We start from the raw sequence: 26,595 nt of genomic DNA, 5'->3' as shown, positions 1-26,595 counted from the left end.
GGCGGGGGCGGCGCCATGTTGGGCGACATTGCACCCAAGAAAGACATCGGGTGCGTGGACAAAATGCGGATACGGGTCATGCCCGCATCTTGCCCGCGCGGGCAGGGCTTGCCAAGCGCTTGTCTGAGGGGCGGGCGCTTGCTGCAGATGGGCGGCGGAGGGCGGTGCCCATCACCTCGGCGTGCGGCTCCGAGCCGGTAGGTTCTATCGAGTGGCCGCGCGCTGCGGCGCACCCGGGCCGCTCAGGCAAGGCGCTGCATCGCCGTGCGCTTCAACACAGTCACTCGTTGACCAGCACCAGCTTGCCCTTCACTTCGCGCGAACCCATGCGGGCGTACGCGGCTTTCAGCTCACTCATGGGCATTTCGCGGTCGATCACGGGTTTGATCTTGCCCTTCAGGTACCAGGTGGCCAGCTCCTGCATCATTTTGGCGTTGGCCTCGGGCTCGCGCCGGGCGAAATCGCCCCAGAACACGCCGACGATGCTGGCGCCCTTGACCAGCGCCAGGTTGATCTTGATGGCCGGGATGTCGCCCGCGGCAAATCCCACCACCAGGTGGCGCCCGCGCCAGGCGATCGAGCGGAAGGCCGGCTCGGTGAACGGGCCGCCCACGGGGTCGTAGATGACGTCAGGGCCGTGGCTGCCGGTCAGCTCCTTCAGCCGCTCGCGCAGGTCTTCGGTGCTGTAGTTAATGGTTTCGTCGGCACCCAGCTGCTTGCAGAACGCCAGCTTTTCGTCGCTGGATGCGGCGGCAATCACCTTGGCGCCCGCCAGCTTGGCGATCTGGATGGCCGACATGCCCACGCCACCTGCGGCGCCCAGCACCAGCACCGTTTCGCCGGGCTGAAGCTGGCCACGGTCCATCAGCGCGTGGTGGCTGGTGGCGTAGATCATGATGAAGGCCGCCGCGTCCACCGGCGAAAAGCCCTTGGGCAACGGCATGCACAGCTTGGCGGGCGCCAGCGTGTGCGTGGCAAAGCCGCCCGTGCCCGACAGGCAGGCCACCGCGTCGCCCACCTTCAGGTGCGTAACGCCTTCGCCCACCGCCTCGACGATGCCCGCGTACTCAGAGCCCGGCACGAAGGGCAGCTCCGGCTTCATCTGGTACTTGTTCTGCACGATCAGCAGATCGGGAAAGTTCAGGCTGGCCGCCTGGATGCGGATCAGCACCTGGCCCTTGGCCGGCTGCGGCGTGGGCAGCTCTTTCCAGGTCAGGGCGTCGACGCCGATGGGGTTTTCGCAAAGCCAGGCGTGCATGGGCGGGCGCTCCTCAATGTCATGTCAAAAGGGTGATGGGCGGATGATAGGTTCGGCCCCGGCGGCAAGCGTGTCCCTGTCGTGACGGCCTGGGGCACCCCGGCGCCCGGGTGCGAAGACCATCGCGGCAACGCGCCTACAATCGGTTGCAGTTCTCCGCGCACCATGAAGATTCTGCTCAGCAACGACGATGGTTACCAGGCCCCAGGCATCGTGGCCCTGTACGAAGCACTTGCCGCCATCGCTGATGTGGAGGTGGTTGCGCCTGAGCACAACAACAGCGCCAAGTCCAACGCGCTGACGCTGCATTCGCCCCTCTACGTGCACACCGCGCCCAACGGCTTTCGCTACGTCAACGGCACGCCTGCCGACTGCGTGCACATCGCCCTGACCGGGCTGCTGGACTACCGGCCCGACCTGGTCGTCTCGGGCATCAACAACGGCGCCAACATGGGCGACGACACCATTTATTCCGGCACCGTGGGCGCGGCCATGGAAGGCTATCTGTTTGGCATTCCGGCCATCGCCTTTTCGCAGGTGGAAAAGGGCTGGGGCGAGTTGGGCGCCGCTGCTTCCACCGCCGCCGACCTGGTGCAGCGCGTGGCCGCGCAGCACTCGGGCGGCAAGCCGTGGCTGCTGAACGTGAACATTCCCAATTTGCCGCTGGACCTGCTCAAGCCGCCCAAGGTGTGCCGCCTGGGGCGCCGCCATGCGGCCGAGCGCGTCATCACCATGGACAGCCCGCGCGGCGACACGATGTACTGGATCGGCGGCGCAGGGGCTGCCGCCGACGCGGCCGAGGGTACCGATTTTTACGCCACCGCCGCCGGCCATGTCGCGCTGACGCCGCTGAAGGTGGACCTGACCGACCACGACGCGCTGGCCTATTGGTCGCAAGGGATGAAGCAGATGCTGCAAGGGGATTTGGGCTGATGGCCACGCCGCCGCAACGACCGGGCTTTCCGGCCCGCATCGACCTGGGCCGTGGCGGGACCACGCCGCCCGCACGCGCCGCTGCACCTCGGCCCGCGCCGGTGCGCGCTGCGGTGACTGGCGACGGCCTGCCCGTGGTGCCAGCGGCCGCATCCACGGTGCGCGACAGCATTCCGGCCCGCGCGCGCATGGTGCAGCAGCTGATGGCCGAGGGCATCAGCGACCCGCTGGTGCTGCGCGCCATGGGCACGGTGGATCGGCACCACTTTGTTGACGGCGCACTGGTGCCGCAGGCCTACGAAGACACGGCGCTGCCCATTGGCCTGGGCCAGACGATTTCAAAACCCAGCGTGGTGGCGCGCATGCTGGAGCTGCTGATGCAGGGCGGCCTGCGAGGCGACAACGGCAAGCTGGGCCGCGTGCTGGACATCGGCACCGGCTGCGGCTACCAGGCGGTGGTGATGGGGCAGATCTGCGAAGAGGTGTACAGCATTGAACGCCTGCGCGACCTGCACGAGAAAGCCCGTGCCAACCTGCGCCCGATGCGCATCGCTAACGTGCACCTGATTCTGGGCGACGGGATGGCCGGTTTTGCCAAGGGCGCACCCTATGCGGGCATCGTCGCGGCGGCCGGCGGCGAAGCCGTGCCTGACGCCTGGATCGACCAGCTGGCCTACGGCGGGCGCATCGTCGCGCCGGTGGCCGCGGCGCCCGGGCAGCAGGCGCTGATCGTCATTGACAAATCCCGCCAGGGGATTCGGCAGACGGTTTTGGAGGCGGTCAATTTCGTGCCCTTAAAATCAGGAGTTGCCTGACGGCATTCACGAGAAGGTATTGCTATGCAGTTCTCCGGTCGCAAGACTTGGATTTCCCTCACATTGGCCCTGGCTGCGTTGGTGACCGGGTGCTCGATGACATCCACCACCCGCGCCCCGGTGGAAGACCGCACGGCGGGCAGCAGCAGCGCGCCCCGGGTCGACCCGGCCACGTTGCCCGGCTATGAAAACACGGGCAAGCCGGGCTATTACACGGTGCGCCAGGGCGACACCATCATGAAGATCGCCAATGAGGTGCACCAGCCTTGGCGTGACGTGGTGCGCTGGAACAATCTGGACAACCCCAACCAGATCGAAGTCGGCCAGGTGCTGCGCGTGGTGCCCCCTACGGGCACCGCGGTGGCCAGCGCCCCCGTCACCGAAACGCGCGCGCCGGCGGGCTCGGCCAGCTCAGCGCCCAGCAAGCCTGCGGTGCCCGTGGCCACGCAAACCACGCCGGGCGTGCCGCCCAGCACGCCTTCCACCCCCGCAGCACCTTCGGCGGGCGCGGACGACGTGGACTTCATCTGGCCGGCCAGCGGCCCGCTGATCGCCGGGTTTGATGAGGCCAAGAACAAGGGCCTGGGCATCGGCGGCAAGGCTGGTGACCCGGTGGTGGCCGCGGCCGATGGCAAGGTGGTCTACGCCGGCGCGGGCCTGCGCGGCTACGGCAACCTGATCATCCTCAAGCACAACAACACCTTCCTCACGGCCTACGCGCACAACCAGACGCTGCTGGTCAAGGAAGACCAAAGCGTGAAGAAGGGCCAGAAGATCGCTGAAATGGGCTCGACCGACGCCGACCGCGTCAAGCTGCATTTCGAGATCCGCCGCTCTGGCAAGCCGGTGGACCCGGCGCGCTACCTGCCCGCGCGCTGAGCGGCAGGCCCGCGCCGCCGCCAACACCCCGACGGGCGCTGTCAGCAGCGCCCGTTGTCATTGGGCGGTGCGAGCTTCCTCAAAACTATGAATTTGATAGCTGCCTGCGCAGGCAGACAGAGCGCCAGAGGCCGATTTGACCGATAAAACACCCCACGACGAAGCGCCACCGCCAAGCCCGGCTGACGACGCCAACCCGGCCGAGGTCGAGGCCAGCGTACTGCCCCAGGCCGCCGCCTACCCCCGGCCCGCAGGCCTGCCCGAAGACGCGCTGCGCATCGACTCGATCGACCTGGACGCCCAGGGCATCGCCCGCCGCGCGGACGGCAAGGTGGTCTTCATCGACGGCGCGCTGCCCGGCGAATGGGTCAGCGCCCAGGTCACCAAGCGCAAGAACCAGTGGGAAGCGGCCACGCTGACCGTGCTGCACCGCGAATCCAGCCTGCGCGTGCAGCCCCGCTGCCCGCATTTCGGGCTGCACCAAGGCGCGTGTGGCGGCTGCAAGATGCAGCATCTGGAGGCCAGCGCGCAGGTCGCCGTCAAGCAGCGCGTGCTGGAAGACAACCTGTGGCACCTGGGCAAGGTCAAGCCCGAGCTGATGCTGCGCCCCATCCAGGGCCCCACGTGGGGCTACCGCTACCGCGCGCGCCTGTCGGTGCGCTACGTCGTCAAGCGCGGTGAGGTGCTGATCGGCTTTCACGAGCGCAAAAGCCGCTACGTGGCCGACATGCGCACCTGCGACGTGCTGCAGCCCAAGGTCAGCGCGCTTTTGATGCCGCTGCGCGCGCTGATCGAAAGCCTGCAGGCGCGCGAAACCTGCCCGCAAATCGAGCTGGCCGCCGGCGACGAAGTCACCGCGCTGGTGCTGCGGCATCTTGAGCCGCTGTCCGACGCCGACCAGCAAAAGCTGCGCGACTTTGGCGCCGCGCACGGCGTGCAATGGTGGCTGCAGCCCAAGGGGCCGGACACGGTGCGGCTGCTGGACGAGGGCGGGGCGCAGCTGGCCTACGCGCTGCCCGAATTCGGCATCACCATGCCCTTCAAGCCGACCGATTTCACCCAGGTCAACCCGCACATCAACCGCGTGCTGGTCACCCGCGCGCTGCGCCTGCTGCAGGCGCAAAAGCACGAGCGCGTGATCGACTGGTTCTGTGGCCTCGGCAACTTCACCCTGCCCATCGCCACCCAGGCCGGCCAGGTGCTGGGCGTGGAAGGCAGCGATGCGCTGGTCGCCCGCGCACGCCAGAACTTTGAGCGAAATCAGGCTTCAGCGCCCGCTGGACAAGCGCTGGCAGCTACCGACTTTGTAGCGCGCAACCTGTTCGACATGACCGCCGCGCAACTGGTGGCCGACGGCACAGCGGACCGTTGGCTGGTCGACCCGCCACGCGAAGGTGCCTTCGCCCTCGTCAAGGCACTGGCCGCCATCCATCAGGCACGCATTGGCGCCGAAGACGCCGAGCCACTGCCGCCCGGCGCCGAAGCCTGGCAGCCGCCCCAGCGCATCGTCTACGTCAGCTGCAACCCCGCCACGCTGGCGCGCGACGCGGGCTTGCTGGTGCACCAGGCGGGCTACCGCTGCACGGCGGCGGGCGCGGTCAACATGTTCCCGCACACCGCCCACGTGGAAAGCATGGCGGTGTTTGAGCGCGTGGGCGACTGAGCTGGGCTGCTGCCCAATCGCCTCCCCCCGCACCGCGCGAAGCGGGTCGGTCAAGCGCGCCGGCCTGGCTATGGCCGAATAGAAGCACAGGCAGAACTGCGCCGTGCCCGCGCGCCGGGCCAGCCCGCCGGATGGCCGGCACCTTATGATGCCAAAATGACATTCAGGCACATTTTGGTGTTAAGGATTCTGGATGCGGTCGCAGAAAGCAGCGCGGGCCAGGGCCGATTCGTCTTCCGAACTGGCCTTTTTGCTCAATCGCCGAAGTGTTGGCACTCAAGCCTCGGCGCTTAAACCTGTCTCACGCGGGACTGTTTGGCCTGAAGCCGTTGGACTGCATTCGTTTTGCAGCTTGGTTTTTATCTTTTAACCAAAAAAATTAATCTGATGATGAAAAGCGGGAAAAGAATTCTTTGGGTTGCAGCGGCTTTACTCGCTGCCGCCGGGGGCGCGAGTGCGCAGTCATTCAACGCGGCGCCGCGGCTGACATGCGGTTCGTCCACCACCATGGCCACCACGCAGGTCAATCTCAACACGGGTTATTTGCCGGATAGGTCGGCTGAATTGGCGGTGGGTAATTCCGACAACTAGTGGCAGGTGAACGAAAATGGTTGGGGCTGGGGGCCAGCCTATGCACGCGGGTTGCCTCAACTCAATCCGCCGCCTGCGCAACCACCGTGGGTGGCACTGCCCACGTCCGGCTGGATTGGCGGGCGAACATTTACAGGGCCTAGCAACAGCAACATCGAATTTGCAGCGGGGTTTAGTGCGGACAGCACCATCGACCTGAGCAGCGTTCGCGTCACCTACACCGCGTTGGTGGACGATGCCCTGGATTACATTTCTTTCAACGGCGGTACGCCATACAGTGCCGCCAATTTGAATGTCACCCCGCCATTGGCTTCAGGTTTCAGCTCGCCCGTTAATCGGGATTTCTTGGTTTCGGCCATTACGCCTGCAGCCCCCACTTTGAATGTGGGCAGCAACTATATTTCGTTTCACGTGAGGAACGCGGGCTGGAACTACGGCCTGAACATGGCTTTGCAGATATCGGCCAATTGCGTCAATTACCAACCGCCCGCACTCGTGCCCGCCAATTCGTGGTGGGCTCTGACCGGCCTGGGCGCAGCCATCGGCTTGCTGGCGGCCTGGCGCAGCCGGCGGCGGTACGCCAGCTGAGTGGCTCAATGAAAGTCAAAGCCCCTGAATCGCCTTTCAGGGGCTTTTTTGTTTGGCCAGGTGCCAAGGTACCTAAAGCTATGTAAATGATAGCTGCCGGCGCTGATGGGCAGGGCGCTGGCGGCATTTTTAACCGCAGGCCAATAACGCACGACAGAAGCGAATCGGGTGCTGTGCTTCGGCGCAAACCGCCGTTCCTACCGCCGTTGTTACCGCTGCTGCCCCCAGCGCCGCACGGTGAGTCGCTCCAGCGTGGCGAACACCAGCGTCTCGACCGCCAGGCCAATCAGCACCACCAGCGCCAGGCCGGCAAATACGTTGTCGGTGTGCAGCTCATTGCGGTTCTGGAAGATGTACCAGCCCAGCCCGCCCTGGCCGGACGAGGCGCCGAAGACCAGCTCAGCAGCGATCAACGTGCGCCAGGCGAAGGCCCACGCGATCTTGAGACCTGAGAGGATGGATGGCAGCGCGGCGGGCACCAGGATCTGCACCACATAGCGCGCGCCGCGCAAACCGTAGTTGCGCCCGGCCATGCGCAGCGTCTCTGGCACCGCCTGAAAGCCTGCGTAGGTGTTCAGCGCCAGTGGCCACAGCACCGAGTGAATCAGCACGAACACCAGGCTGCCGCGCCCCAGGCCGAACCACAGCAGCGCCAGGGGCAGCAGCGCGATGGCAGGCAGCGGGTTGAACATGGACGTCAGTGTGCTGAGCAAGTCGCGCCCCAGCTGCGTGGACACGGCCAGCGTGGTGAGGCCCAGCGCCAGCAATACCCCCAGCACGTAGCCCTGTAGCAGGATGCCCAGCGAGATGGCCGCCTTGCCGAGCAACTCGCCGCTGGCCAGGCCTTGCACCAGCGCCTGGGCCGAGGCGGTGAAGGTTGGCAGCAGCAAGTCGTTGTCTTGCCACAGCGCGGCAAGCTGCCACGCCAGCGCCAGTGCAACCAGGATGAGCCCTTTGCGCACCCAGCCGTGCGACCAAATCCGCGCGCCCGCGGGCAGGCGGCGCAGCTGCGCAGCGGCGGCCACGGGCTCCAGTGGCAGATCGCGTTCCGGCCGCACGGCGGGGGAGGGTGCGGTGCTGGCGGTGGCACGCGATTCGGGGGCCGCGCTGCCTTCGCTGCGGCTCGGTAGGGCGCCCAGGTGGATCAGGGTGCCGCTCATGCTGCGGCCTCCAGCGCGCTGGTGCGGGCGGTGCTCTGCGGCCGCGCATCGCGATCAGGGGCAGGGGTTTCCGCTTGATCGTGTTCGTGTTCGAACAGCAGGTGGTGGATGCGCTGCGCCGTGGCCTGGAAAGCGGGGCTGCCCGCGCTGCTCAGGTCGAAGTCGTGGCTGTTCAGCTCAGCGCGCAGGCGACCGGGGTGGGGTGACAGCACGGCGATGCGGCTGCCGACCACCAGCGCCTCCTCAATCGAATGGGTGACAAAGAGCAGGGTAAAGCGCACGTCGTCCCACAGCTGCAGCAGCAGCTCTTGCATGCGGCGGCGGGTCAGTGCGTCCAGCGCGGCGAAGGGCTCATCCATCAGCAGCACGCGCGGCTGCATGGCCAGCGCGCGGGCGATGGCCACGCGCTGCTTCATGCCGCCAGACAATTCGTGCGGGTGCGCGTGCGTGAATTTGCTCAGCCCTACCTTGTCGATGTAGTGCAGGGCGCGCTCTTGCGCCGCCGCGCCGCGCAGCGTGCGCGAGGCCTGCAGGGGGAACATGACGTTTTGCAGCACTGTCTTCCAGGGCGGCAACTGGTCGAATTCCTGAAACACCACCACGCGGTCGGGCCCCGGGCCGCCCACCTCGCGGCCATCCAGGCGGATGGCGCCTTCGCGCGGTTGCAAGAAGCCGGCGGCGGCCTTCAGCAAGGTGGATTTGCCGCAGCCCGACGGGCCCAGCAGCACGTAACGCTCGGCCTCATGCACCTCAAAGCTGACGCGCTGTGTGGCCTGCACTACATGCCGTGGCGTGCGGTATTCCAGGCTGACCTGGTCCACCGACAGCAGCGGTGCGCGTGGGTGCGATGCCTGGAGCTGAGGCGCGTCTTGCTGCGTTTGGCCGGTGGCTTGGGTGGTCGCGCCACTTGGCCGCCGCGTGGCAGCCGGGCTGCGCTGGTAGGCGCTACCGATGCGCGGCGCTGCGGCGGGTTGCGCCGTCGGTTCACCGTGCCGGCGCGCCTGACCGTAGGCCGCCATGCGGGCCCAACTGCTGGCATCTGCCCAGCCGATGGGGTCGTCGGTCAGGCCGCCCTCGTTGGCGCGCCATGCGCCCCAGCGGCTGGTCCAGGTGGCGGGGTGGCTCATCAGTCGCCCTTTGCGCTGTGCGCGTCGTCAAAGAAATAGTCGCGCGCCGAAGCGGGCTGGTTCTTGATGGCGCCCACGCGGTGCATGAAGGCGGCCAGGGGGTAGGTGTTTTGGGGTGCGGTCTTGAACTGCACCTGCGGGTTCTTGATGATCTTGAGCAGCAGGTCGCGGTCGATCTTGGCGCCGGATACCTTCAGGTAAATGTCGGCGGCCTTCTCGGGGTTGGCAGCGATGAACTGCGCCGCCTCGTCCAGCGCGGCGACGAAGGCCTTGTAGGTCTTGGGGTTCTCGGTACGGTACTTTTCGGTGGCGTACAACACGGTGGCCGAACTGGGGCCGCCCAGCACGTCGTAAGAGCTGAGCACGATGTGCGCGTTGGGGTTGCCGGCCAGTTCCTGCTCCTGGAAGGGCGGGTTGCCGAAGTGGGCGGTGATCTCGGTGCCGCCCTTGATGATGGCCGCTGCCGCGTCGGGGTGCGGCAGTGCCACGCTGAACTTGTCCAGCCGCGCAAAGTCCTTGTCGCCCCACAGCTTGGCCGACGCCAGCTGCAGCACGCGCGACTGCACCGAGACGCCCACGGCGGGCAGGGCGATGCGGTCTTTCTCGGTGAAGTCGGCAATCGTCTTCACCGCCGGGTTGTTGCTGACCAAGTAGTAAGGAAAGTTACCCAGCGAAGCCACGCCACGCACGTTCTGCTTGCCGCGCGTGCGATCCCACAGCGTCAGCAAAGGCCCAACCCCGGCGCCTGCAATATCAATGTTGCCGGACAGCAGCGCGTCGTTGACGGCGGGGCCGCCAGACAGCTGGACAAACTCCACCTTAGCGTCCACCCCCGCAGCCTTGGCGTGCTTCTCGATGAGTTTCTGGTCTTGCGCCACGTTCAGCATCAGGTAGACGATGCCGAACTGCTGTGCAATGCGAACGCGGCCTTCCGCTTGCGCACTCAGGGTGGTGCCGGCCAGCGCCAGGCCGGTGGCGATCAGTGTCAGGCGTCGGGTGATCTTCAAAACGCGGGGCTTGTGCATGGTGGTTTCCTCCTCAGTCAGTCCAGGCGACGGGCAAATGTGGTTTAAGGATGTGCGTTGCCGAACGAGCGCGCAGCTCAGTAAGGCCGGTCGCCCTCGATCGTCGTGCGGTACAGCTTGCGGCGCAGGTGGTCGGGCGTGCCCGCAGCCAGGTGCACGACCGAGCGGTTGTCCCAAAACACCAGGTCGTGCGGCTGCCAGCGATGGCGGTATTGCAAGCGGGGCTGCGTGCTGGCGGCAAAGAGCTCTTGCAGCAGCAGGTGGCTGTCCGACTCGGCCAGGCCCAGGATGCGGGTGGTGAAATGCTCACTGACGAACAGCGCCTTGCGCCCGGTTTCGGGGTGGGTGCGCACCACGGGGTGGATCACGGGGCGCACTTCGTCGATCTGCGCCTGCGTCAGCGCGGGCCGCCACGGGTTGCGCGCACGCAGCTCGTCGTAACGCGCCAGATAGCTGTGTTCGGCTTGCATCTTGTCGATGCGCGCCTTCAATGCCGACGGCAGCGCTTCATACGCAGCGTGCTGGTCGGCGAACAGCGTGTCGCCGCCTTCCGAGGGTAATTCCTGCGCATGCAGCAGAGAGCCCAGGCTGGGCCGCTCTTTGTACGACAGGTCGGAATGCCAGAAGTGGCCGGCGTCGCCCAGTCCGATGGGCTGGCCGTTCTCACGGATGTTCGAAACCACCAGCACAGGCGGATGGCCCGCCAGCTGAAACTTGCGCTGCACATGAATCTGCAGCGGCCCAAAGCGCTGACTGAAGCGCACATGCTCGTCGGGAGTAATGCGCTGATCGCGGAAAACCAGCACGTGGTGCGCCAGATGCGCGCGGTGGATGCGCGCAAAGTCTTCGTTGGCGAGCGGTACGGAAAGATCCAGCCCGACCACCTCGGCCCCAAAGGGGCCAGGGATGCGGCGAACGTCGAAACTTTGATGAGCGGCGGGCGCGGCGCCAACGGGCGGCGTGCGCGTTGCAACAGGTGCGGAGTCAAGCAGGGTGGACATAGCGCAATCGACACAAGGGTCGGTGGTGAAGCAGTCCTGCCCACTCTAGGCGCCAGCCTCCGCGGCGCAAACGACATTTTTGGAAAGAGCTTATGCGCTGGCTGATCGACCTGGATGCGCCCGCGTGGGGCTTGCCGTGCCCTTGCCTGGCGGGGTGCCGCGCGGCCTCAGCGCCTTGCGCGCGAGGATGCCATCGTCTCAAAAATGCCTGAGTCCGGGCTGAAACGGGCGATGCACATTGCGCAGCGTCGCCAACGAAAAAGCCCCGCACTTTCGTGCGGGGCTTTGCGTTTTTTGGCTCCCCGACCTGGGCTCGAACCAGGGACCTGCGGATTAACAGTCCGTCGCTCTACCGACTGAGCTATCAGGGAACAAGCCTCGCAGTATATGCTGAAAATGGACCTTTTTCCAGTCGCAGCCAAAAAAGTGTCAAAAAAGTTGCGATCCGCGCTGCGCGGCGGCGGCAGCGCTATGATGCCGCCACACTCCGGGGTGCCCGCTGTAGGCGAGCTGAGATGGTCGATCTGGTCGACCGAACCCGTCAACTTGATCCGGTTAGTACCGGCGTAAGGAAGAGAAGGCTTTTCAGGCGGGCGCCCCCTCAACGGCGCCGGCGTCCTGTCATCGGCCCCCGGGGTCCACCCACGGACCACCTGGAGACCACCGATGAACGCCCCCGACAAGATCGCCGAAATGCTCGCCCTCACGCGTGAGCCCTTGCCTGCCTCCACCAAAGGTGCCATCGTCGGCAGCCGACCCGACCTGCGTGTGCCGGTGCGCGACGTGCGGCTGACCAATGGGCGCGAAGTGTCTTTCTACGACACGTCCGGCCCTTACACCGACCCCACCGCCTCCATCGACATCCGCCAGGGCCTGCAGCCGCTGCGTGCCGCCTGGATAGCCGAGCGCGGCGATACCGAGGCGTACGAAGGCCGCCTGGCGCACATCCTGGACGATGGCGGCAAGCACGACGGGCGTGATGGCGAACGCATCGAGCAGCTGCGCCGCGAAGCCGCTGCCCTGCAGCGCCAGCCGCGCCGCGCCAAGGCCGGCGGCAATGTCACGCAGATGCACTACGCACGCAAGGGCATCATCACCCCCGAGATGGAATACATCGCCCTGCGCGAAAACGGCCGCATGGAATGGGCGCAGGAGTTCCTCAGCCAGCGCGAGCGCGAAGCCCGCCGGCGCGGTAACCCGATGGGCGCCGTCATGCCCGAGCGCATCACGCCCGAATTCGTGCGCGACGAAGTGGCGCGCGGGCGCGCCATCATCCCGGCCAACATCAACCACCCCGAGGTGGAGCCGATGATCATCGGCCGCAACTTCCGCGTGAAGATCAACGCCAACATCGGCAACAGCGCCGTCACCAGCAGCATCGAGGAAGAAGTGGAAAAGCTGGTGTGGGCCATCCGCTGGGGCGCCGACAACGTGATGGATCTGTCCACCGGCAAGAACATCCACACTACGCGCGACTGGATCGTGCGCAACAGCCCCGTGCCGATTGGCACCGTGCCCATCTACCAGGCGCTGGAAAAGGTGGGCGGCATCGCTGAGGACCTGACCTGGGCCATCTTCCGCGACACGCTGATCGAGCAGGCAGAGCAGGGCGTGGACTACTTCACCATCCACGCTGGGGTGCGCCTGCCGTTCATCCACCTCACGGCCGACCGCGTGACGGGCATCGTCAGCCGGGGTGGCTCCATCATGGCCAAGTGGTGCATTGCGCACCACCAAGAGAGCTTTCTGTACACGCACTTCGAAGAGATCTGCGAAATCATGAAGGCGTACGACGTCAGTTTCAGCCTGGGTGACGGCCTACGCCCCGGCTGCGCGGCGGACGCGAACGACGACGCCCAGTTTGCCGAGCTGCGCACGCTGGGCGAGCTGACCCAAACCGCGTGGAAGCACGACGTGCAAACCATGATCGAAGGCCCTGGCCACGTGCCCATGCATATGATCCAGGCCAACATGGACGAACAGCTCAAGCACTGCCACGAAGCGCCGTTCTACACGCTCGGGCCGTTGACGATCGACATCGCCCCGGGCTACGACCACATCGCCAGCGCCATCGGCGCCGCCATGATTGGCTGGATGGGCACGGCCATGCTCTGCTACGTCACGCCCAAGGAACACCTGGGCCTTCCCGACCGCGACGACGTGAAGCAGGGCATCATTGCCTACAAGATCGCCGCCCACGCTGCCGACGTGGCCAAGGGGCACCCTGCCGCCCGCGCGCGCGACGACGCGATCAGCCACGCGCGCTTTGAATTCCGCTGGGAAGACCAGTTCAACCTGGGCCTGGACCCCGAAACCGCGCGCGAATTCCATGACGAAACCCTGCCCAAGGACGCCTCCAAGACCGCGCACTTCTGCAGCATGTGCGGCCCCAAGTTCTGCTCGATGAAAATCACGCAGGAAGTGCGCGACTTTGCCGCCGCCAAGGGGGTGAGCGAGCAGGAAGCGCTAAACGCGGGCATGGCCGCGAAGTCGCAAGAGTTCAAGGCGGCGGGCGGCGAGTTCTACGTGCCGATTCAGCCGGTGTGACCGGCGCTTGGCGCGCTGGCGGCGCGCGGTGTTGAGCGCCCGCAAAGCCCGCAGCGCGGGCGCCGCCCACAATCCTGACGTTTTCCAAGAAAAGCGCTATGCAATCACTACCCACCGTCGGCATTGCCGGCGCCGGCCTGCTGGGCCGCCTGCTGGCCTGGCGACTGGCACACGCGGGTTGGCGCGTCAGCGTCTTTGATCCGGCCGAGGGCGCCGGCCCCGTGTTTCGCAGCCAGGCCCCTGACCCGTATGTGCCCACGGCGGCCGGCTTTACGGCGGCGGGCATGCTCAGCCCCCTGGCCGAGCTGGACAACGCCGAACCGGGCGAGGCCGCCCTGGGCTGGCGCTCCATCGAGTTGTGGCGCGACATCGCCGCCAACTTGCCGCAAGCGCCGTACTTTCGCGCGGAAGGCAGCCTGATGCTGGCGCACCGCACCGATCTGGGCGCGGCGCAGCGCGTGCTAGAGCGGCTTCGCGCCGCCACCGCCACGCCCGAATGGCAGCGCCTGTCACCGCCGGAGGGCGTGCAGGCGCTGGACTTGCCCACCCTGCGCACGCTGGAGCCCGCCATCCAAGGGCCGGCCCTGGCCTGGCTGCTGCCGGGTGAGGCGCAGGTCGACACCGTGGCGATGATGGCCGCGCTGCACGACGACGCGCCCGGCGTCGACTGGCATTGGCGCGCGCCCGTGCTGGCCGCGCGGGCAGGCGGGCAGGGCGGTGTGCTGCAAATGGGCGACGGCCGCCTGCTGGCGTTTGACCGCGTGATCGACGTGCGGGCCGTGGGCGCCAAGCCCGAGCTGCCCGTGCGTGGTGTGCGCGGCGAAGTCGCCTGGCTGCATTGCCCCGGCCACGGCCTGACGCGGCCCACGCGCCTCTTGCACCCGCGCCACCGCGTGTACCTGGTGCCGCGCCCGGGGGATGTGCTGATCGTCGGCGCCAGCGAGATCGAAAGCGAAGACCGCAGCCCCGCCAGCCTGCGCACCGTGGTCGAGCTGCTGGCTGCCGCGCACAGCGTGGTGCCGGCGCTGGCCGAGGCGCGCATCCTGCGGCTGGACGTCAACCTGCGCCCCGCGCTGCCCGACAACAACCCGCGCATCGACCACGAAGGCGCGCTGCTGCGCATCAACGGCTTGTTCCGCCACGGCTGGCTGCTGGCGCCCGCGCTGGCGGAGAAGGCGCTGCGCGACAATGGGTGGCTGGGCAGCGAATTCACTATGAATTGCGTAGCTGACAGCGCTTGATGCACGGGCGCTAGAGCCTTGTTGGACTTATGAATCACGCTTCTTCCCCCGCCGCCGGCCAGGGCGCTTCGGCCATCACCATCCAGCTGGACGGGCAGCCGCGCCAGTTGCCTGCGGGCACCAGCCTGGCCGACCTGGTGGCGCAAATCGGCCACGCGCCCGAATCCGTCAGCTCTGCCGTGAATGGCGACTTCGTGCCGCGCGGCCAGCGCGCCGAACGCCTGCTGGCCGAGGGCGACGCGGTGCTGCTGTTTCAGCCCATCGTGGGGGGCTGAGCGCGGTGGCGCCCCAGCCGCCGGAGGGCGCGCCGCAGCGCCATGAGGCGACCATGACCTACAGCGTCGCCTTGCTGCGCCGCGCCACCTGGCGCAAATGGCAGGCGCTGTTTTCATGGCGCTACGCGCTGGCCGTGCTGCTGATGGGCGGCGCGGGCGCCTACCTGTGGCTGCAGGGCGAGCGCGGCTGGACCATTGGCGTGCTCGGCCTCGCGCTGGGCTTGGCGCTGGTCATGCCGGTGGTGGTCTGGCTGCAGCTGTGGCGCGCGGCGCAGAACGCGCTGCGAGCGCTGGGCCCCACCGCATCGGCCGCGCTGGTGGCCGACGAAGCGGGCCTGCAGATCACCAGCGCCGCAGGCAGCGCAGCACTGCCGTGGCCCCGCATCACCGAGTTGCGCCCGTACCCCCAGTTCTGGCTGATGCAGACCGACGACGCGGCCTGGGCCACCTTGCCCACGGGCGGCCTGAGCGCGCAGGCTAGGCAGTACATCGCCGATCAGGCCAGCGCGCACGGCGCCAAGGTGCGGCGCGGCTAGCGAGCAGCCTCGCGCCTGCGCTCGCGGCAATCCCGCCCTGCTTGGGCAAGCGTGCCGGTAACGCGCGGGCATCAGACGGTCATTCGCTCAAGACTGTCTGCTATGAAGTAAATAGCTGCTTGCGCAGGTGCAGCGTGCGCTGGAGCGAGATTTGCTTGGCCACGCAGTCGTCTATAGATCGGACCAAGGCGCGCGGATGCCGGTCGGCCAGGCCACCCACTTACACTGCCGTCACATCCAGAACAGCTTGGGTTTTTGGGCGGGGCGAAGGGCCGCTGAATTGGGCGGCTCTTTTGGGCTTCGACGGGTTTGATGACCGCGCTCAGGGCGAGCCGCAGCAGGCCATGGCCAAGAGCCGGAGGGAGAAAGATTTGATGGCATGGCGATTCAACGGCGCGCGCAAGGCGTGCCGAGGCAGGGTGGCGCCCACGCAAGGGCGGGTGCGACTGAAAACGGCGTTCGGCCATTGGTCGGCGCTGCCAGAACCCGGTAAGGATTGCCACATGCACTCACTCAATACGCCCTTCGGCCGCGCCGGCTTGGTCATCCCGATCAGTGCGCAGGTGGCGTCTGCATCTGACGCGCTTGCGCCGCACGCCGCGTTGCCACTGACGCACGTACCGGCCACGCACCCCATCCGCAGCGCCCAAGGGGCTGCCCTGTGAACGCGCCAAGCAAGCTGCGCCTGGGCCCGCTCACGGCGCTGGTGGTGGGGTCCATGGTCGGCGGCGGCATCTTTTCGCTGCCGCAGAACACCGCCGCAGGCGCCGGGGTTGGCGCCACGGTGCTGGCGTGGTGCATCACCGGGCTGGGCATGCTGGCGCTGGCGCTGGTGTTCGTCAACCTCACGCTGCGCCAGCCCCAGCTGGATTCGGGTGTGTACGCCTACGCGCGCGCCGGGTTTGGGCCGTTCGTGGGTTTCAGTTCGGCCTGGGGCTACTGGTTCATGGCGGTGCTGGGCAACGTGGGCTACTACGTGCTGCTGTTCAGCACGCTGGGTCACTACCTGCCGGTGTTTGGCGACGGCAACACCCCGGTGGCGGTGGCAAGCGCGTCGGTCATGCTGTGGGGCATGCACTTTCTGGTGCTGCGCGGCATTCGTGAGGCCGCTTTCATCAACCAGGTGACCACGGTGGCCAAGCTGGTGCCGCTGGCGCTGTTCGTGCTGCTGGTGGGGCTGGCGTTTCGCACCGATGTGTTCACGCAAGACATGTGGGGCCACGCCAACCCGGCACTGGGCAGCGTGACCGACCAGGTGCGCAGCATGATGCTGGTCACCGTGTGGGTGTTCATCGGGGTGGAAGGCGCCAGTGTGTGCTCAGCCCGCGCCGAGCGGCGGGTGGACGTGGGCCGCGCCACCTTGCTGGGTTTTCTGTTCACGCTGGCGTTGATGGTCAGCGTCAGCCTGTTCTCGCTCGGGGTGATGACGCAGCCGGAGCTGGCGGTGCTCAAAAACCCGTCCATGGCCCATGTGCTGGCGCACGTCATCGGGCCCACGGGTGCGGCGCTGATCAGCCTGGGGCTGCTGATTTCGCTGTCGGGCGCCTTGCTGTCGTGGCTGATGCTGTCCAGCGAAACGCTGTACATGGCCGCGCGCGATGGCGCCGCGCCCGCGTGGCTGGCCCAGGCTAACGCACGCGGCGCGCCCACCAAGGCCATGTGGCTGACCAGCGGCTGCGTGCAGACCTTCTTGCTGATCACCCTGGTCAGCAATTCCACCTACCTCTCGCTGGTTAACCTGGGTACTTCGATGGTGCTGCTGCCCTACAGCTGGGCCGCGCTGTACGGGCTGGGCCTGGCGTGGCGCGGGCAGGGGTACGGCCCGGCGCAGACCAGCCTGCGCCGTCGTGACTTGGCCATCGCCACCGTGGCCGTGGTCTACGCCGCCTGGCTGCTGTACGCGGGCGGGGTGAAATACCTGCTGCTGTCGGCGCTGCTGTACGCCCCCGGCGCCGTGCTGTACGCAGCGGGCCAGCGCGCGCAGGGCAAACCCATGCTGTCGCGCAGGGAATGGCCGATGGCCGTTGCCGTGCTGGCGGCAGCGGCCGTTGCTGGTTGGGGCCTGAAGGCGGGTTGGCTGAGTTTGTAGTGAAATCGGCTGCTGGCGCTGGCTGCACCTGCGCCAGAAGCTATTCAATTTAGAGCAAAAAGGGCCGTGCGTGCGCAGTGGCCTGGCGCGCAGACACCGTCATCGCTACGGCAAGCTGCGCCAGATCAGCCGCCGCCCCGGCCGCCGCGCGAAAATCAGGCGTACAGCGCGCTGCCAAGCCTTTGCGCCGCACACGCGCCCCCTTTGCGTTATCCCTCGTTTTAAGAAGCAGATCAATGACGGATGTAGGTTTCAACAATCAGGCCCAAGACGCCTGGGCCGTGGGCGATGTCACCCTGACCAGCCGCTTCCTCCTCGGCACCGCCGGCTACCCTTCGCCGCAGGTGCTGGGGCAGGCGATCGCCGCGTCCGGCTCGCAGATCGTCACGGTGGGCCTCAAGCGCCAGCTGGCGGCGGGCGGCGACAACGGTTTTGTCGACATCATCCGCGCCGCCCTCAAAACGCAAGGCGCGCGCCTGCTGCCCAACACCGCCGGCTGCACCACCGCGCGCGAGGCGATTCAGCTGGCCCACATGGCGCGCGAGCTGTACGACACCGACTGGGTCAAGCTGGAAGTGGTGGGCGACGAATACACGCTGCAGCCCGACCCGGTGGAGCTGGTCGAGGCCGCGCGCCAGCTGGCCAAGGACGGCTTCACCGTGTTCCCGTACTGCACCGACGACCTGGTGACCTGCAAGCGCCTGCTGGATGCGGGCTGCCCCTTGCTCATGCCCTGGGGCGCGCCCATCGGCAGTGGCCAGGGTTTGGTCAACCCCTTCGCGCTGCGCCTGCTGCGCGAGCGCCTGCCCGGCGTGGTGCTGATCATCGACGCGGGCATTGGCGCGCCCAGCCACGCCGCGCAGGCGATGGAGATGGGCTTTGACGCCGTGCTGCTGAACAGCGCAGTCAGCCAGTCGCCCGACCCGGTGCGCATGGCCGCTGCGTTTGGCCAGGCGATTGAAGCGGGCCGCGCCGCGTACCTGGCTGGAGTGATGGCCAAGCAAGACTTCGCCACCGCCACCACGCCCGTCACCGGCAACCCGTTTTTGATCAATTGAGGCCGGTACGTGAAAGCGAATGCCATTGAATTGCTTCAACTGTTGGCCAATGCACCACAGTTTGAAATTCCGATCTATCAGCGCAACTATTCCTGGAACCGTGGGCAATGCGAGCAACTGTGGCAAGACATTTTGCGAGCAGGGCGGCAGGACGCTTTGCAAGCGCACTTCCTAGGTTCGGTCGTCTACGTACAGGGCAACTCCACCATGGGGCACAAGGAGCCCCTGCAGGTCATTGACGGGCAGCAGCGTCTGACCAGCGTCACCCTGCTTATTCTTGCGCTGGCGCAGCATTTTGAGAAGCACGGCGTGGGTGAATTGCTGGGTGCTTTCTCAGCGCCCAAGCTGCGTGGGTACTACCTGGTCAACAGCCTGGAGACGGGGGATCGGCACTACAAACTTTGCTTATCCGAGTCGGACAATGCCACTTTGCGTGCGCTGATCACTGGCACGCCGCTGCCGTCGACGCCGGCAGAGCGTGTGCGGGCCAACCATGGGTTTTTTGCCCAACAGATCGAAGAGCATGCGCATGAGCTTGAAGCGCTGTGCAAGGGCTTGGGAAAACTGATGGCGGTGGAGGTGGCGCTGGAGCGCAGCGACAACCCGCAACTCATCTTTGAAAGCATGAACTCCACCGGCCTGGATTTGACCCAGGCCGACTTGATTCGCAACTACATACTCATGGGCCTGCCACCGGCAGAGCAGGCACGCTTGTACCAAAGCCATTGGCGCCCCATGGAGCAGGTCTTTGGAAGTCAAGGCTACGCCGAGCATTTCGACAACTTCATGCGCCACTACCTGACGCTGAAAACGGGTGAGATACCCAACGTCCGGCAGGTGTACAGCGCCTTCAAGTCCTTTGCGCCGCACGGAAGCGACGCCAAGGCGCTCGAAGCACTGGTGTCTGACTTGCATGCTTTTGCCAAGCACTACGCGATGATGGCGCTGGGGCAGGAGACGCAAACAAGCTTGCGTGACGCGTTCGCTGATCTGCGCGAGTTGCGTGTGGACGTGGCCTACCCGTTTTTGTTGAAGGCGTACGCGGACTACGCCGCCGCGCGGCTGAGCGCCGATCAACTGCTGCAACTGGCCCGCACGGTGGAGAGCTACGTATTTCGGCGTGCCATTTGCAACCTGCCCACCAATTCGCTGGCCAAGACCTTCTTGCGCTTGGTGCGTCTGGTCGACAGCGAGCACTACTTGACCAGCGTGCAGGCTGCGCTGCTGCGCGAGCAGTCCTATCGCGCCTTCCCGTCGGACGACGAGTTTCAAGGTAAGCTAAAGACCAAGGATTTGTACCGCTTTCCCAGGCGCAACTATTGGTTGCGGCGCCTGGAAAACCACGGCAAGAAAGAGCGTGTGGCGGTAGAGAACTACACCATTGAGCACATCCTGCCGCAGAGCACGGATTTGTCTGTCGCGTGGCGACAAGACTTGGGTGCTGACTGGGCGCGCGTGCAGTCTCAATGGCTGCACACTTTGGGCAACCTCACACTCACGGCTTACAACAGCCAGTACAGCGACAAGTCGTTCGTCGACAAGCGCGACCTGCGCGATACAGAGGGTCATCACATCGGCTTTGGCGCCAGCCCGTTGAAGCTCAACCTCGGACTTGGTCTGCTGAATTCGTGGGACGAAGCCGCCATTGCGGCACGCGCGCAGCGTTTGAGTGAAGAGGCCAGCCGCGTCTGGGCGCGGCCCACGCTGAGCGCTGATGTGTTGGACCAATTCGACAAAAAACGCTTAGCTGCCAACCTGGTACGCACCCGTGCGGATTTTCCGGCGCTGAACAAGGCGCCGGTGGACCACCTGTTTGATGCGTTGCGCCGCGAAGTGCTGGCACTGGACGCCGCCGTAACCGAGGAGTACTTCAAGCTCTATGTTTCTTACAAGGCCGAATACAACTTTGTGGACGTGGTGCCGCAAGCCAAACAGCTCAAGCTGTTTTTGAATATGAAGTTTGCCGACTTGGACGACCCTCAAAAGGTCGCAAAAGACGTGTCCAATGTCGGCCATTGGGGCAATGGCGAGGTGCAGCTCGCGCTCTCGTCCGAGCAGGAGTTGCCCTATGCAATAGGCTTGATCCGCCAGGCTTTAGAACTGCAAATGGGGGACGTGCCAAATGACTGACGTGATGCGGCCCCTCAATCCGGTCATCTGGAGCATCGCCGGCAACGACAGCGGCGGCGGCGCCGGGCTGAGCGCCGACGCGCGCGCCGCAGCCGCCTTCGGCGTGCACCTGTGCCCGGTGGTCGCGGCCATCACGGTACAGAACTCGGTGGCCGTCACGCAGGTTGAGCCGGTGTCGCCCGAGCTGCTGGATGCGCAGCTGGCCGCCCTCGCCGCCGATATGCCGCCCGCCGCCATCAAAACCGGCCTGCTGGGCGGCGCCGCGCAGATCGCCGTGGTGGCGCGCTGGGTGGATCGCCTGCGCCAGGCCAATCCGCAGCTGGCGCTGGTGGTGGACCCGGTGCTGCGCTCCAGCACCGGCGCCGCGTTTGCGGACAACGACACGCTGCGCGCCTACCGCGAGCTGCTGCTGCCCCGCGCCACGCTGGTCACCCCCAATCGGCGCGAAGCGCTGCGGCTGACTGGCCTGCCAGACGGCACGCCCGTGCCCGCGCTGGCCGCCGCCTTGCAAGCCCCGAATGCGCAAGTCGCCGGGGCGCAGGCCGTGGTCATCACTGGCGGCGACGATGGCGCGGCGCAACCCGCCTGGTCGCTGGACTGGGTGCAGACCGATCTGGCCAACGGCTGGCTGGCCCTGCCGCGCCTGCCCACCCCGCACACCCACGGCACGGGCTGCACCTTTGCCACCAGCGCGGCTGCTGCATTGGCACTGGGCTTTGTCGCGCCCGATGCGCTGGTGCTGGCCAAGATGGCCACCACCTGGGCGCTGCGCCACGGCTACGCGGCCGGGCAGGGCGCCGGGCCGGTGGCGGCGCCAATGGGCTTTGGCACGCAGCCTGGCCTGATGCCCCTCATGTCATGGGGTGAAGACTCTGATTTTGATAGCTGCTTGCGCAGGCTGGACGGGCGCCAGCAGCTGAATTCATGGCCAGAAGTGGATCTGGGCCTGTACGGGATTGTGGACAGCGCCCAGCGCGTGGCCAGTGCGCTGGAGGCCGGCATCACCACCGTGCAGCTGCGCATCAAGACGCCCGCCGACCATGCGGCCGACGCGGCGTGGGCACTGCGGCTGGATACGGAGCTGCGCGCTGCCTTGGCCGCCTGCCGCGCGGCGGGCGCCACCCTGGTCGTCAACGACCACTGGCAGCGCGCGCGCGACATGGCCGCGCAAGACCCGGGCGCCGCGCCGCACCTGGCGCTGCACCTGGGCCAGGAAGACCTGCAAGCCCTGGGCGCCGATGGTCGTGCCGCGCTGGCGGCCACGGGGCTGCAGCTGGGCATCAGCAGCCACAGCTTGTGGGAACTGGCCCGCGCCCGCAGCCTGCACCCCTGGTACGCCGCCTGCGGCCCGGTGTGGCCCACGCTGACCAAAGACATGCCCTGGCGCCCGCAGGGGCTGGACAACCTGGCTTGGTGGGTGCACATGGCCGGCGCGCCCGTGGTGGCGATCGGCGGCATTCTGGAACACGCGCAGGCCGAGGCCGCGGCCGCCAGCGGCGCTGCGGGCGTGTGCGTGGTGCGCGGGCTGGGCGAAGACCCGGCCGTGCTAGCGCCCGGCTGGCGCGCCGCCATCGCACGCGGGCGCGCAGCGGCGCGGCTGCCGGTGCCTGCGCTGCCGCATCCGTCTTTGGCGAGAAACTGATCGGGATCGGCGCAACTGCCGGGGGCTGGCGCCTGTGAGCTTCGTAGGGAATACGCAGGGCCAGAGTCAGCGCGCCGTGGCGCGACGTGCACGGCGCCGAGCCTGTGGCGCCAGCGGCGCCGCATCGCTGGCAAGGTCGCCCGCACACCTGCTCTAATGGCGGTCTGGGCTCGTTTGTGTGTGACCAGAAGGCCAGTCAAATGTCGATGACGACGGAGTTTTTCCCCCCCATCCATGAATATGTGCGCGTGCTGGTGATCGCCGGCTCGGATTCCGGCGGTGGCGCCGGCATCCAGGCCGACCTGAAGACCCTGAGCGCGCTGGGCTGCTACGGCATGACCGCCATCACGGCGCTCACGGCGCAGAACACGCAAGGCGTGCGCGCCATCCACGGGGCGCCGGCCGATTTTCTGGCGGCGCAAATCGACGCGGTGGCCTCGGACATCGGCGCGCACGCCGTCAAGATCGGCATGCTGCACAGCGCCGAGCTGGTCGACACCGTGGCCCACGCCATCGACCGCCACGGCCTGCAGCACATCGTGCTGGACCCGGTGATGGTCTCGGCCACCGGCGCCAGGCTGATCGAGGCCGACGCGGTTCAGGCGCTGGTCACGCAGCTTTTCCCGCGCGCCGATCTGATCACGCCCAACCTCGATGAAGCCGCACTGCTGCTGGCCCGCCCGGTGCAGACAGCCGACGACATGCCCGCCGCCGCGCAGGCGCTGCTGCAGATGGGTGCGCGCGCCGTGCTGCTCAAGGGCGGGCATCTGCCCGGCGAAGAGGTGCGCGACTATTTGCTGGAGCGCGGCAAAGACCCGCACGTGATGCAGTCTGAACGCGTGCACACGCCCAACGTGCACGGCTCGGGCTGCACGCTGTCGTCAGCGCTGGCGGCATTTTTGGCGCAGGGCTTGCCGCTGGTGCTGGCGGCCGAGGCAGCGCGCAGCTTCGTGATCGACGCGCTCAAAAGCGGCGCGGGCGTGCGCACCGGCCACGGCGCCGGCCCGCTGAACCATGGGTTTTCGCCCAAGGCTATGGTGTTCCGCGAGTTGGCGAACCCGTCTTGATCGCGCGCTGACCGACACGCGACTGCACGCATAGCGCGTCGCACCCGCGACAAAAAGCCCGCTTCATGCGGGCTTTTTTGCTGGGCGGCGCGGTGGCGGGCAAAGACCCGCGCCACGCCAAATGGGCCGGGCGGCTTACTTGCCCTTGGCCGCTTTCACGGCGCTGGTGTGGGCTGCCTTGGCGTCTTTCTTGCAGGCGCTCTTGGCGTCGCCGCTCAGGTCGTCGCACTTTTCCTTGGCCACGTCATAGTCGGCGTCGGCGCGGGCTTCACGCGCTTTTTCCTGGTTGCGGGGCGTGGGTTCGTGCTGGGCCTTCAGCTCGGCCTTGGCCACATGTTCCTTGCCCTTGGCTTCTTTCTCGCACACGTCTTTGGCGTTGCCAGCCAGGCTCTTGCACTGTTCCTTGTCGGCCTTGTAGGTGGCTTCGACGCGGTCTTTCTCGGCGTCGTACTCGGCCTTGGTCAGCGCCATGGCCTGGCCAGACACAAAGCCGGCTGCCATCAGGGCGACGAGGGTGGGGTAAAGCTTGGTCATGCGGTATCTCCTGTGTGTAGATAAGTGGTGGGGCGCACCTGTCTGGTGCGGCCTGGGCTTGACTGTAGGCAGCGCCGCGTCCACCACGGGTCGGCCAGCTCGCCACGCGGGGGTAGGGCGCGGGGCGCTGCGGGCGTCGGCGCTGTCCGACACCGCTGCGTGCTTGCCGAGGGCCGCCAAAGTGCCCGGCAAAGCTGCGAAGATCGGCGGGTTCACCAGGCTTTACCCATGCGCATCTTCAACAACCCCGACCAATCCGGGCACAACCCGCGCGATGAGTTCTACCGCGGCCAGCGCGTGCCATGCTTTGAGAACCCCACGCGCGCCGATCACGTTCTGCAAGCGCTGGCCGCGGCTGGCGCCGCCGTAGAGGCGCCCACGCACGACAGCGCTGCGGCCTTGGCACAGGTGCATGCGCCGCGCTACCTGGCTTTCCTGCAAGACGCCTGGCGCCAATGGCTGGCGCTGGATGCGGCCAATGCCAACCTGCAGCCGTTTCCGTCCGTCTGGCCGGTGCGCACGCTGCGCAGCGATGTGGAGCCTGGCAACTTCATCGCGCGCCTGGGTTTGTACTCAATGGACAACGGCACGCCGCTGGCCGCCGGCACCTGGGCCGCGGCCAAGGGCGGGGCCGATGCGGCCGCCAGCGCCGCGCATGCCCTGCTGGCGGGCGAGCGCGCCGCCTTTTGCGCCACCCGCCCGCCCGGCCACCACGCCGGGCCGGATTTCATGGGCGGCTACTGCTTCTTGAACAACGCGGCCGTCGCCGCGCAAGCGCTGCGCCTGGGCGGCGCGCAGCGCGTGGCCGTGCTGGACGTGGATTACCACCACGGCAACGGCACGCAGGCCATCTTCTACGACCGCGCCGACGTGCTGTTCGTCAGCCTGCACGGAGATCCGCTGACCGAATACCCGTTCTACCTGGGCCACGCCGACGAAACCGGCGCGGGCGAGGGCGCCGGCTTCAACCTGAACCTGCCGCTGCCCGCCGGCACGGGCGCCGCCGCGTGGCTGGATGCGCTGGAAGTGGCCTGCCAATGCGTGGCAGCCCACCGCGCCGACGCGCTGGTCGTTTCGCTCGGCCTGGACACCTTCGGCGGCGACCCCATTGGTGGCTTTGGCCTGCAGCAAGGCGAATTCGCTCGCCTGGGCGCGCGCCTGCGCCGCCTGGGCTTGCCGACTGCCTTCGTGCTGGAAGGCGGCTACGCCAGCGCCGAATTGGGGCACAACGCCTGCCACGTACTTGAGGGGTTTGAAGCAGCATGAGCCAGACAGACGAAGCGAATGTGGAGGCCGTGGACGCGGTCGTGATCGGCGCGGGCGTGGTTGGGTTGGCGGTGGCGCGCGCGCTGGCGCTGGCCGGCCGCGAGGTCATGCTGTTAGAGGCCGCCGACGCCTTTGGCACCGGCACCAGCGCGCGCAACAGCGAGGTGATTCACGCCGGCATCTACTACCCGGCCGGCTCGCTGAAGGCGCGGCTGTGCGTGCAGGGCAAGGAGCAGCTGTACGCCTACTGCGCCGAACGTGGTGTGGCGCACCAGCGCTGCGGCAAGCTGATCGTGGCCACCAGCGCCGCGCAGGTCGATGAACTGCGCGCCATTCAGCAGCGCGCCGCGGCCAACGGCGTGAACGACCTGCGGCTGATCAGCGCCGACGAAGCCCGCGCGCTGGAGCCCGCGCTGGCCTGCCATGCGGCGCTGCTGTCGCCTTCTACCGGCATCGTGGACAGCCACGGCCTCATGCTCAGCCTGCTGGGCGACATGGAAAACGCGGGCGGCATGCTGGCCGTCAATTCCAAAGTGAATCGGCTTGTAGCGCAGGCGGCACCAGCGCCGGCAGCTATCGATGTGATAGTGGATGCAGAAGGCGCCCAAGCGACGGTGCTGCGCGCGCGCACCGTCGTCAACGCGGCCGGGCTGCACGCGCCGGCGTTGGCCGCAGCCACGCACGGACTGGACGCGCGCCACGTGCCCACCGCCTATTTCGCCAAGGGCAACTACTTCACGCTGAGTGGCCGTGCGCCCTTCAGCCGCCTGATTTACCCCGTGCCAGAGCCCGGTGGCCTGGGGGTTCACCTCACGCTGGACCTGGGTGGCCAGGCCAAGTTTGGCCCCGATGTGCAGTGGGTAGATTCCCCCGACGCGCCCGACGCCTACCTGGTAGACCCCCGCCGCGGCGACGGCTTCTATGCCGAAGTGCGCCGCTACTGGCCGGCGCTACCCGATGGCGCGCTGCAGGCGGGCTATGCCGGCATTCGCCCCAAAATCAGCGGCCCCGGCCAGCCGGCGGCCGATTTCGTGATCCAAGGCCCGGCAGAGCACGGCATTACCGGGCTGGTCAACCTGTTCGGCATCGAATCGCCCGGGTTGACAAGCTGCCTGGCCATTGGCGACTGGGTGGCGCGCATCGCCACCGATATTCAATCTTGAGGAGCTG

The 26,595-nt window shown here is 67.1% G+C and carries 24 protein-coding genes, 1 tRNA gene and 1 riboswitch; of the genes, 18 read left to right on the top strand and 7 right to left on the bottom strand.

Translation table 11 applies throughout. The annotated features are described in order from the left end of the window. Window positions 1–280: 280 nt before the first annotated feature. Window positions 281–1,258, bottom strand: a complete 978-nt coding sequence (locus tag C6570_RS12425; protein WP_106703495.1) for an NADPH:quinone oxidoreductase family protein — start codon at window positions 1,256–1,258, stop codon at window positions 281–283. A 165-nt stretch (window positions 1,259–1,423) separates the two neighbouring features. Here C6570_RS12425 and surE point away from each other — a divergent pair, with 165 nt between their 5' ends. The 6 genes from surE to C6570_RS18005 all read left to right on the top strand — a co-directional run bounded on the left by surE (window position 1,424) and on the right by C6570_RS18005 (window position 6,727). Then, window positions 1,424–2,191 (top strand): 5'/3'-nucleotidase SurE, encoded by a 768-nt coding sequence (gene surE / locus C6570_RS12420; protein ID WP_106703494.1) that lies wholly within the window; start codon window positions 1,424–1,426, stop codon window positions 2,189–2,191. Continuing rightward, window positions 2,191–3,006 (top strand): protein-L-isoaspartate(D-aspartate) O-methyltransferase, encoded by an 816-nt coding sequence (locus tag C6570_RS12415; RefSeq protein ID WP_106703493.1) that lies wholly within the window; start codon window positions 2,191–2,193, stop codon window positions 3,004–3,006. The genes surE and C6570_RS12415 overlap by 1 nt, the downstream gene beginning before the upstream one ends. Before the next feature lie 24 nt (window positions 3,007–3,030). Beyond that, window positions 3,031–3,885 carry a peptidoglycan DD-metalloendopeptidase family protein gene (locus C6570_RS12410; protein ID WP_106703492.1) on the top strand — a complete coding sequence of 285 codons (855 nt, stop codon included), beginning with the start codon at window positions 3,031–3,033 and terminating at the stop codon, window positions 3,883–3,885. Between the two features lie 256 nt (window positions 3,886–4,141). Continuing rightward, entirely contained in the window at window positions 4,142–5,548 is a 1,407-nt protein-coding gene (gene rlmD, locus C6570_RS12405) for a 23S rRNA (uracil(1939)-C(5))-methyltransferase RlmD (protein WP_425437929.1), read from the top strand. Between the two features lie 345 nt (window positions 5,549–5,893). Next, window positions 5,894–6,139 (top strand): hypothetical protein, encoded by a 246-nt coding sequence (locus tag C6570_RS18010; protein WP_123812261.1) that lies wholly within the window; start codon window positions 5,894–5,896, stop codon window positions 6,137–6,139. A gap of 90 nt (window positions 6,140–6,229) precedes the next feature. After that, on the top strand, window positions 6,230–6,727 hold the full coding sequence (locus tag C6570_RS18005; protein ID WP_123812260.1) for a hypothetical protein: 498 nt from the start codon (window positions 6,230–6,232) through the stop codon (window positions 6,725–6,727). A 209-nt stretch (window positions 6,728–6,936) separates the two neighbouring features. Here the strand turns inward: C6570_RS18005 and C6570_RS12395 are convergent, their stop codons facing one another. The 5 genes from C6570_RS12395 to C6570_RS12375 all read right to left on the bottom strand — a co-directional run bounded on the left by C6570_RS12395 (window position 6,937) and on the right by C6570_RS12375 (window position 11,411). Next, window positions 6,937–7,887, bottom strand: a complete 951-nt coding sequence (locus tag C6570_RS12395) for an ABC transporter permease (protein WP_106703490.1) — start codon at window positions 7,885–7,887, stop codon at window positions 6,937–6,939. Next, complete coding sequence (locus tag C6570_RS12390) at window positions 7,884–8,906, bottom strand: ABC transporter ATP-binding protein (protein WP_106704675.1); 1,023 nt, start codon at window positions 8,904–8,906, stop codon at window positions 7,884–7,886. The genes C6570_RS12395 and C6570_RS12390 overlap by 4 nt, the downstream gene beginning before the upstream one ends. A gap of 107 nt (window positions 8,907–9,013) precedes the next feature. Continuing rightward, complete coding sequence (locus tag C6570_RS12385) at window positions 9,014–10,039, bottom strand: ABC transporter substrate-binding protein (RefSeq protein WP_106703489.1); 1,026 nt, start codon at window positions 10,037–10,039, stop codon at window positions 9,014–9,016. Between the two features lie 77 nt (window positions 10,040–10,116). After that, window positions 10,117–11,040: a TauD/TfdA dioxygenase family protein gene (locus C6570_RS12380; RefSeq protein WP_106703488.1), complete on the bottom strand. Its 924-nt coding sequence runs from the start codon at window positions 11,038–11,040 to the stop codon at window positions 10,117–10,119. Window positions 11,041–11,335: 295 nt separating this feature from the next. Then, window positions 11,336–11,411, bottom strand: a tRNA-Asn gene (locus tag C6570_RS12375). A gap of 107 nt (window positions 11,412–11,518) precedes the next feature. After that, window positions 11,519–11,631: riboswitch (TPP riboswitch) on the top strand. A gap of 75 nt (window positions 11,632–11,706) precedes the next feature. On the opposite strand from C6570_RS12375, the gene thiC reads away from it, so the two are divergent. From thiC to thiD, 10 genes are all read left to right on the top strand, one after another. Next, complete coding sequence (gene thiC / locus C6570_RS12370) at window positions 11,707–13,587, top strand: phosphomethylpyrimidine synthase ThiC (protein ID WP_106703487.1); 1,881 nt, start codon at window positions 11,707–11,709, stop codon at window positions 13,585–13,587. Between the two features lie 98 nt (window positions 13,588–13,685). Further along, on the top strand, window positions 13,686–14,828 hold the full coding sequence (locus C6570_RS12365; protein WP_106703486.1) for an FAD-dependent oxidoreductase: 1,143 nt from the start codon (window positions 13,686–13,688) through the stop codon (window positions 14,826–14,828). Window positions 14,829–14,857: 29 nt separating this feature from the next. Further along, on the top strand, window positions 14,858–15,103 hold the full coding sequence (thiS, locus tag C6570_RS12360) for a sulfur carrier protein ThiS (protein WP_106703485.1): 246 nt from the start codon (window positions 14,858–14,860) through the stop codon (window positions 15,101–15,103). A gap of 53 nt (window positions 15,104–15,156) precedes the next feature. Beyond that, the gene (locus C6570_RS12355; RefSeq protein ID WP_123812259.1) at window positions 15,157–15,639 is read left to right on the top strand and encodes a hypothetical protein; all 483 of its coding nucleotides are present in this window, start codon (window positions 15,157–15,159) and stop codon (window positions 15,637–15,639) included. A 503-nt stretch (window positions 15,640–16,142) separates the two neighbouring features. Then, entirely contained in the window at window positions 16,143–16,304 is a 162-nt protein-coding gene (locus C6570_RS18180; RefSeq protein ID WP_164675542.1) for a hypothetical protein, read from the top strand. A 53-nt stretch (window positions 16,305–16,357) separates the two neighbouring features. Continuing rightward, the gene (gene arcD, locus C6570_RS12345; protein ID WP_245896480.1) at window positions 16,358–17,728 is read left to right on the top strand and encodes an arginine-ornithine antiporter; all 1,371 of its coding nucleotides are present in this window, start codon (window positions 16,358–16,360) and stop codon (window positions 17,726–17,728) included. A gap of 236 nt (window positions 17,729–17,964) precedes the next feature. After that, on the top strand, window positions 17,965–18,786 hold the full coding sequence (locus C6570_RS12340; RefSeq protein ID WP_106703481.1) for a thiazole synthase: 822 nt from the start codon (window positions 17,965–17,967) through the stop codon (window positions 18,784–18,786). A 9-nt stretch (window positions 18,787–18,795) separates the two neighbouring features. Next, on the top strand, window positions 18,796–20,916 hold the full coding sequence (locus tag C6570_RS12335) for a DUF262 and DUF1524 domain-containing protein (RefSeq protein ID WP_106703480.1): 2,121 nt from the start codon (window positions 18,796–18,798) through the stop codon (window positions 20,914–20,916). A 4-nt stretch (window positions 20,917–20,920) separates the two neighbouring features. After that, on the top strand, window positions 20,921–22,558 hold the full coding sequence (locus tag C6570_RS12330; RefSeq protein WP_164675541.1) for a PfkB family carbohydrate kinase: 1,638 nt from the start codon (window positions 20,921–20,923) through the stop codon (window positions 22,556–22,558). A gap of 206 nt (window positions 22,559–22,764) precedes the next feature. Beyond that, window positions 22,765–23,625, top strand: coding sequence for a bifunctional hydroxymethylpyrimidine kinase/phosphomethylpyrimidine kinase (gene thiD / locus C6570_RS12325; RefSeq protein WP_106703478.1), 861 nt, complete (start codon window positions 22,765–22,767; stop codon window positions 23,623–23,625). A 135-nt stretch (window positions 23,626–23,760) separates the two neighbouring features. On the opposite strand, the gene C6570_RS12320 is transcribed toward thiD, so the two are convergent. After that, on the bottom strand, window positions 23,761–24,159 hold the full coding sequence (locus C6570_RS12320) for a hypothetical protein (protein ID WP_106703477.1): 399 nt from the start codon (window positions 24,157–24,159) through the stop codon (window positions 23,761–23,763). Between the two features lie 228 nt (window positions 24,160–24,387). Between C6570_RS12320 and C6570_RS12315 the strand changes: the two genes are divergently transcribed. Together C6570_RS12315 and C6570_RS12310 are read left to right on the top strand one after the other, a co-directional pair. Then, window positions 24,388–25,425, top strand: a complete 1,038-nt coding sequence (locus C6570_RS12315) for a histone deacetylase family protein (RefSeq protein WP_106703476.1) — start codon at window positions 24,388–24,390, stop codon at window positions 25,423–25,425. Then, window positions 25,422–26,588, top strand: coding sequence for an NAD(P)/FAD-dependent oxidoreductase (locus C6570_RS12310; protein WP_106703475.1), 1,167 nt, complete (start codon window positions 25,422–25,424; stop codon window positions 26,586–26,588). Before C6570_RS12315 ends, C6570_RS12310 begins: the two co-directional genes overlap by 4 nt. Window positions 26,589–26,595 lie beyond the last annotated feature (7 nt).

Source organism: Ottowia oryzae (assembly GCF_003008535.1).
GTDB lineage: Bacteria > Pseudomonadota > Gammaproteobacteria > Burkholderiales > Burkholderiaceae_C > Ottowia > Ottowia oryzae.
The sequence above is the reverse complement of the archived record's forward strand: the minus strand, read 5'-3'. Positions and strand labels throughout refer to the sequence as shown.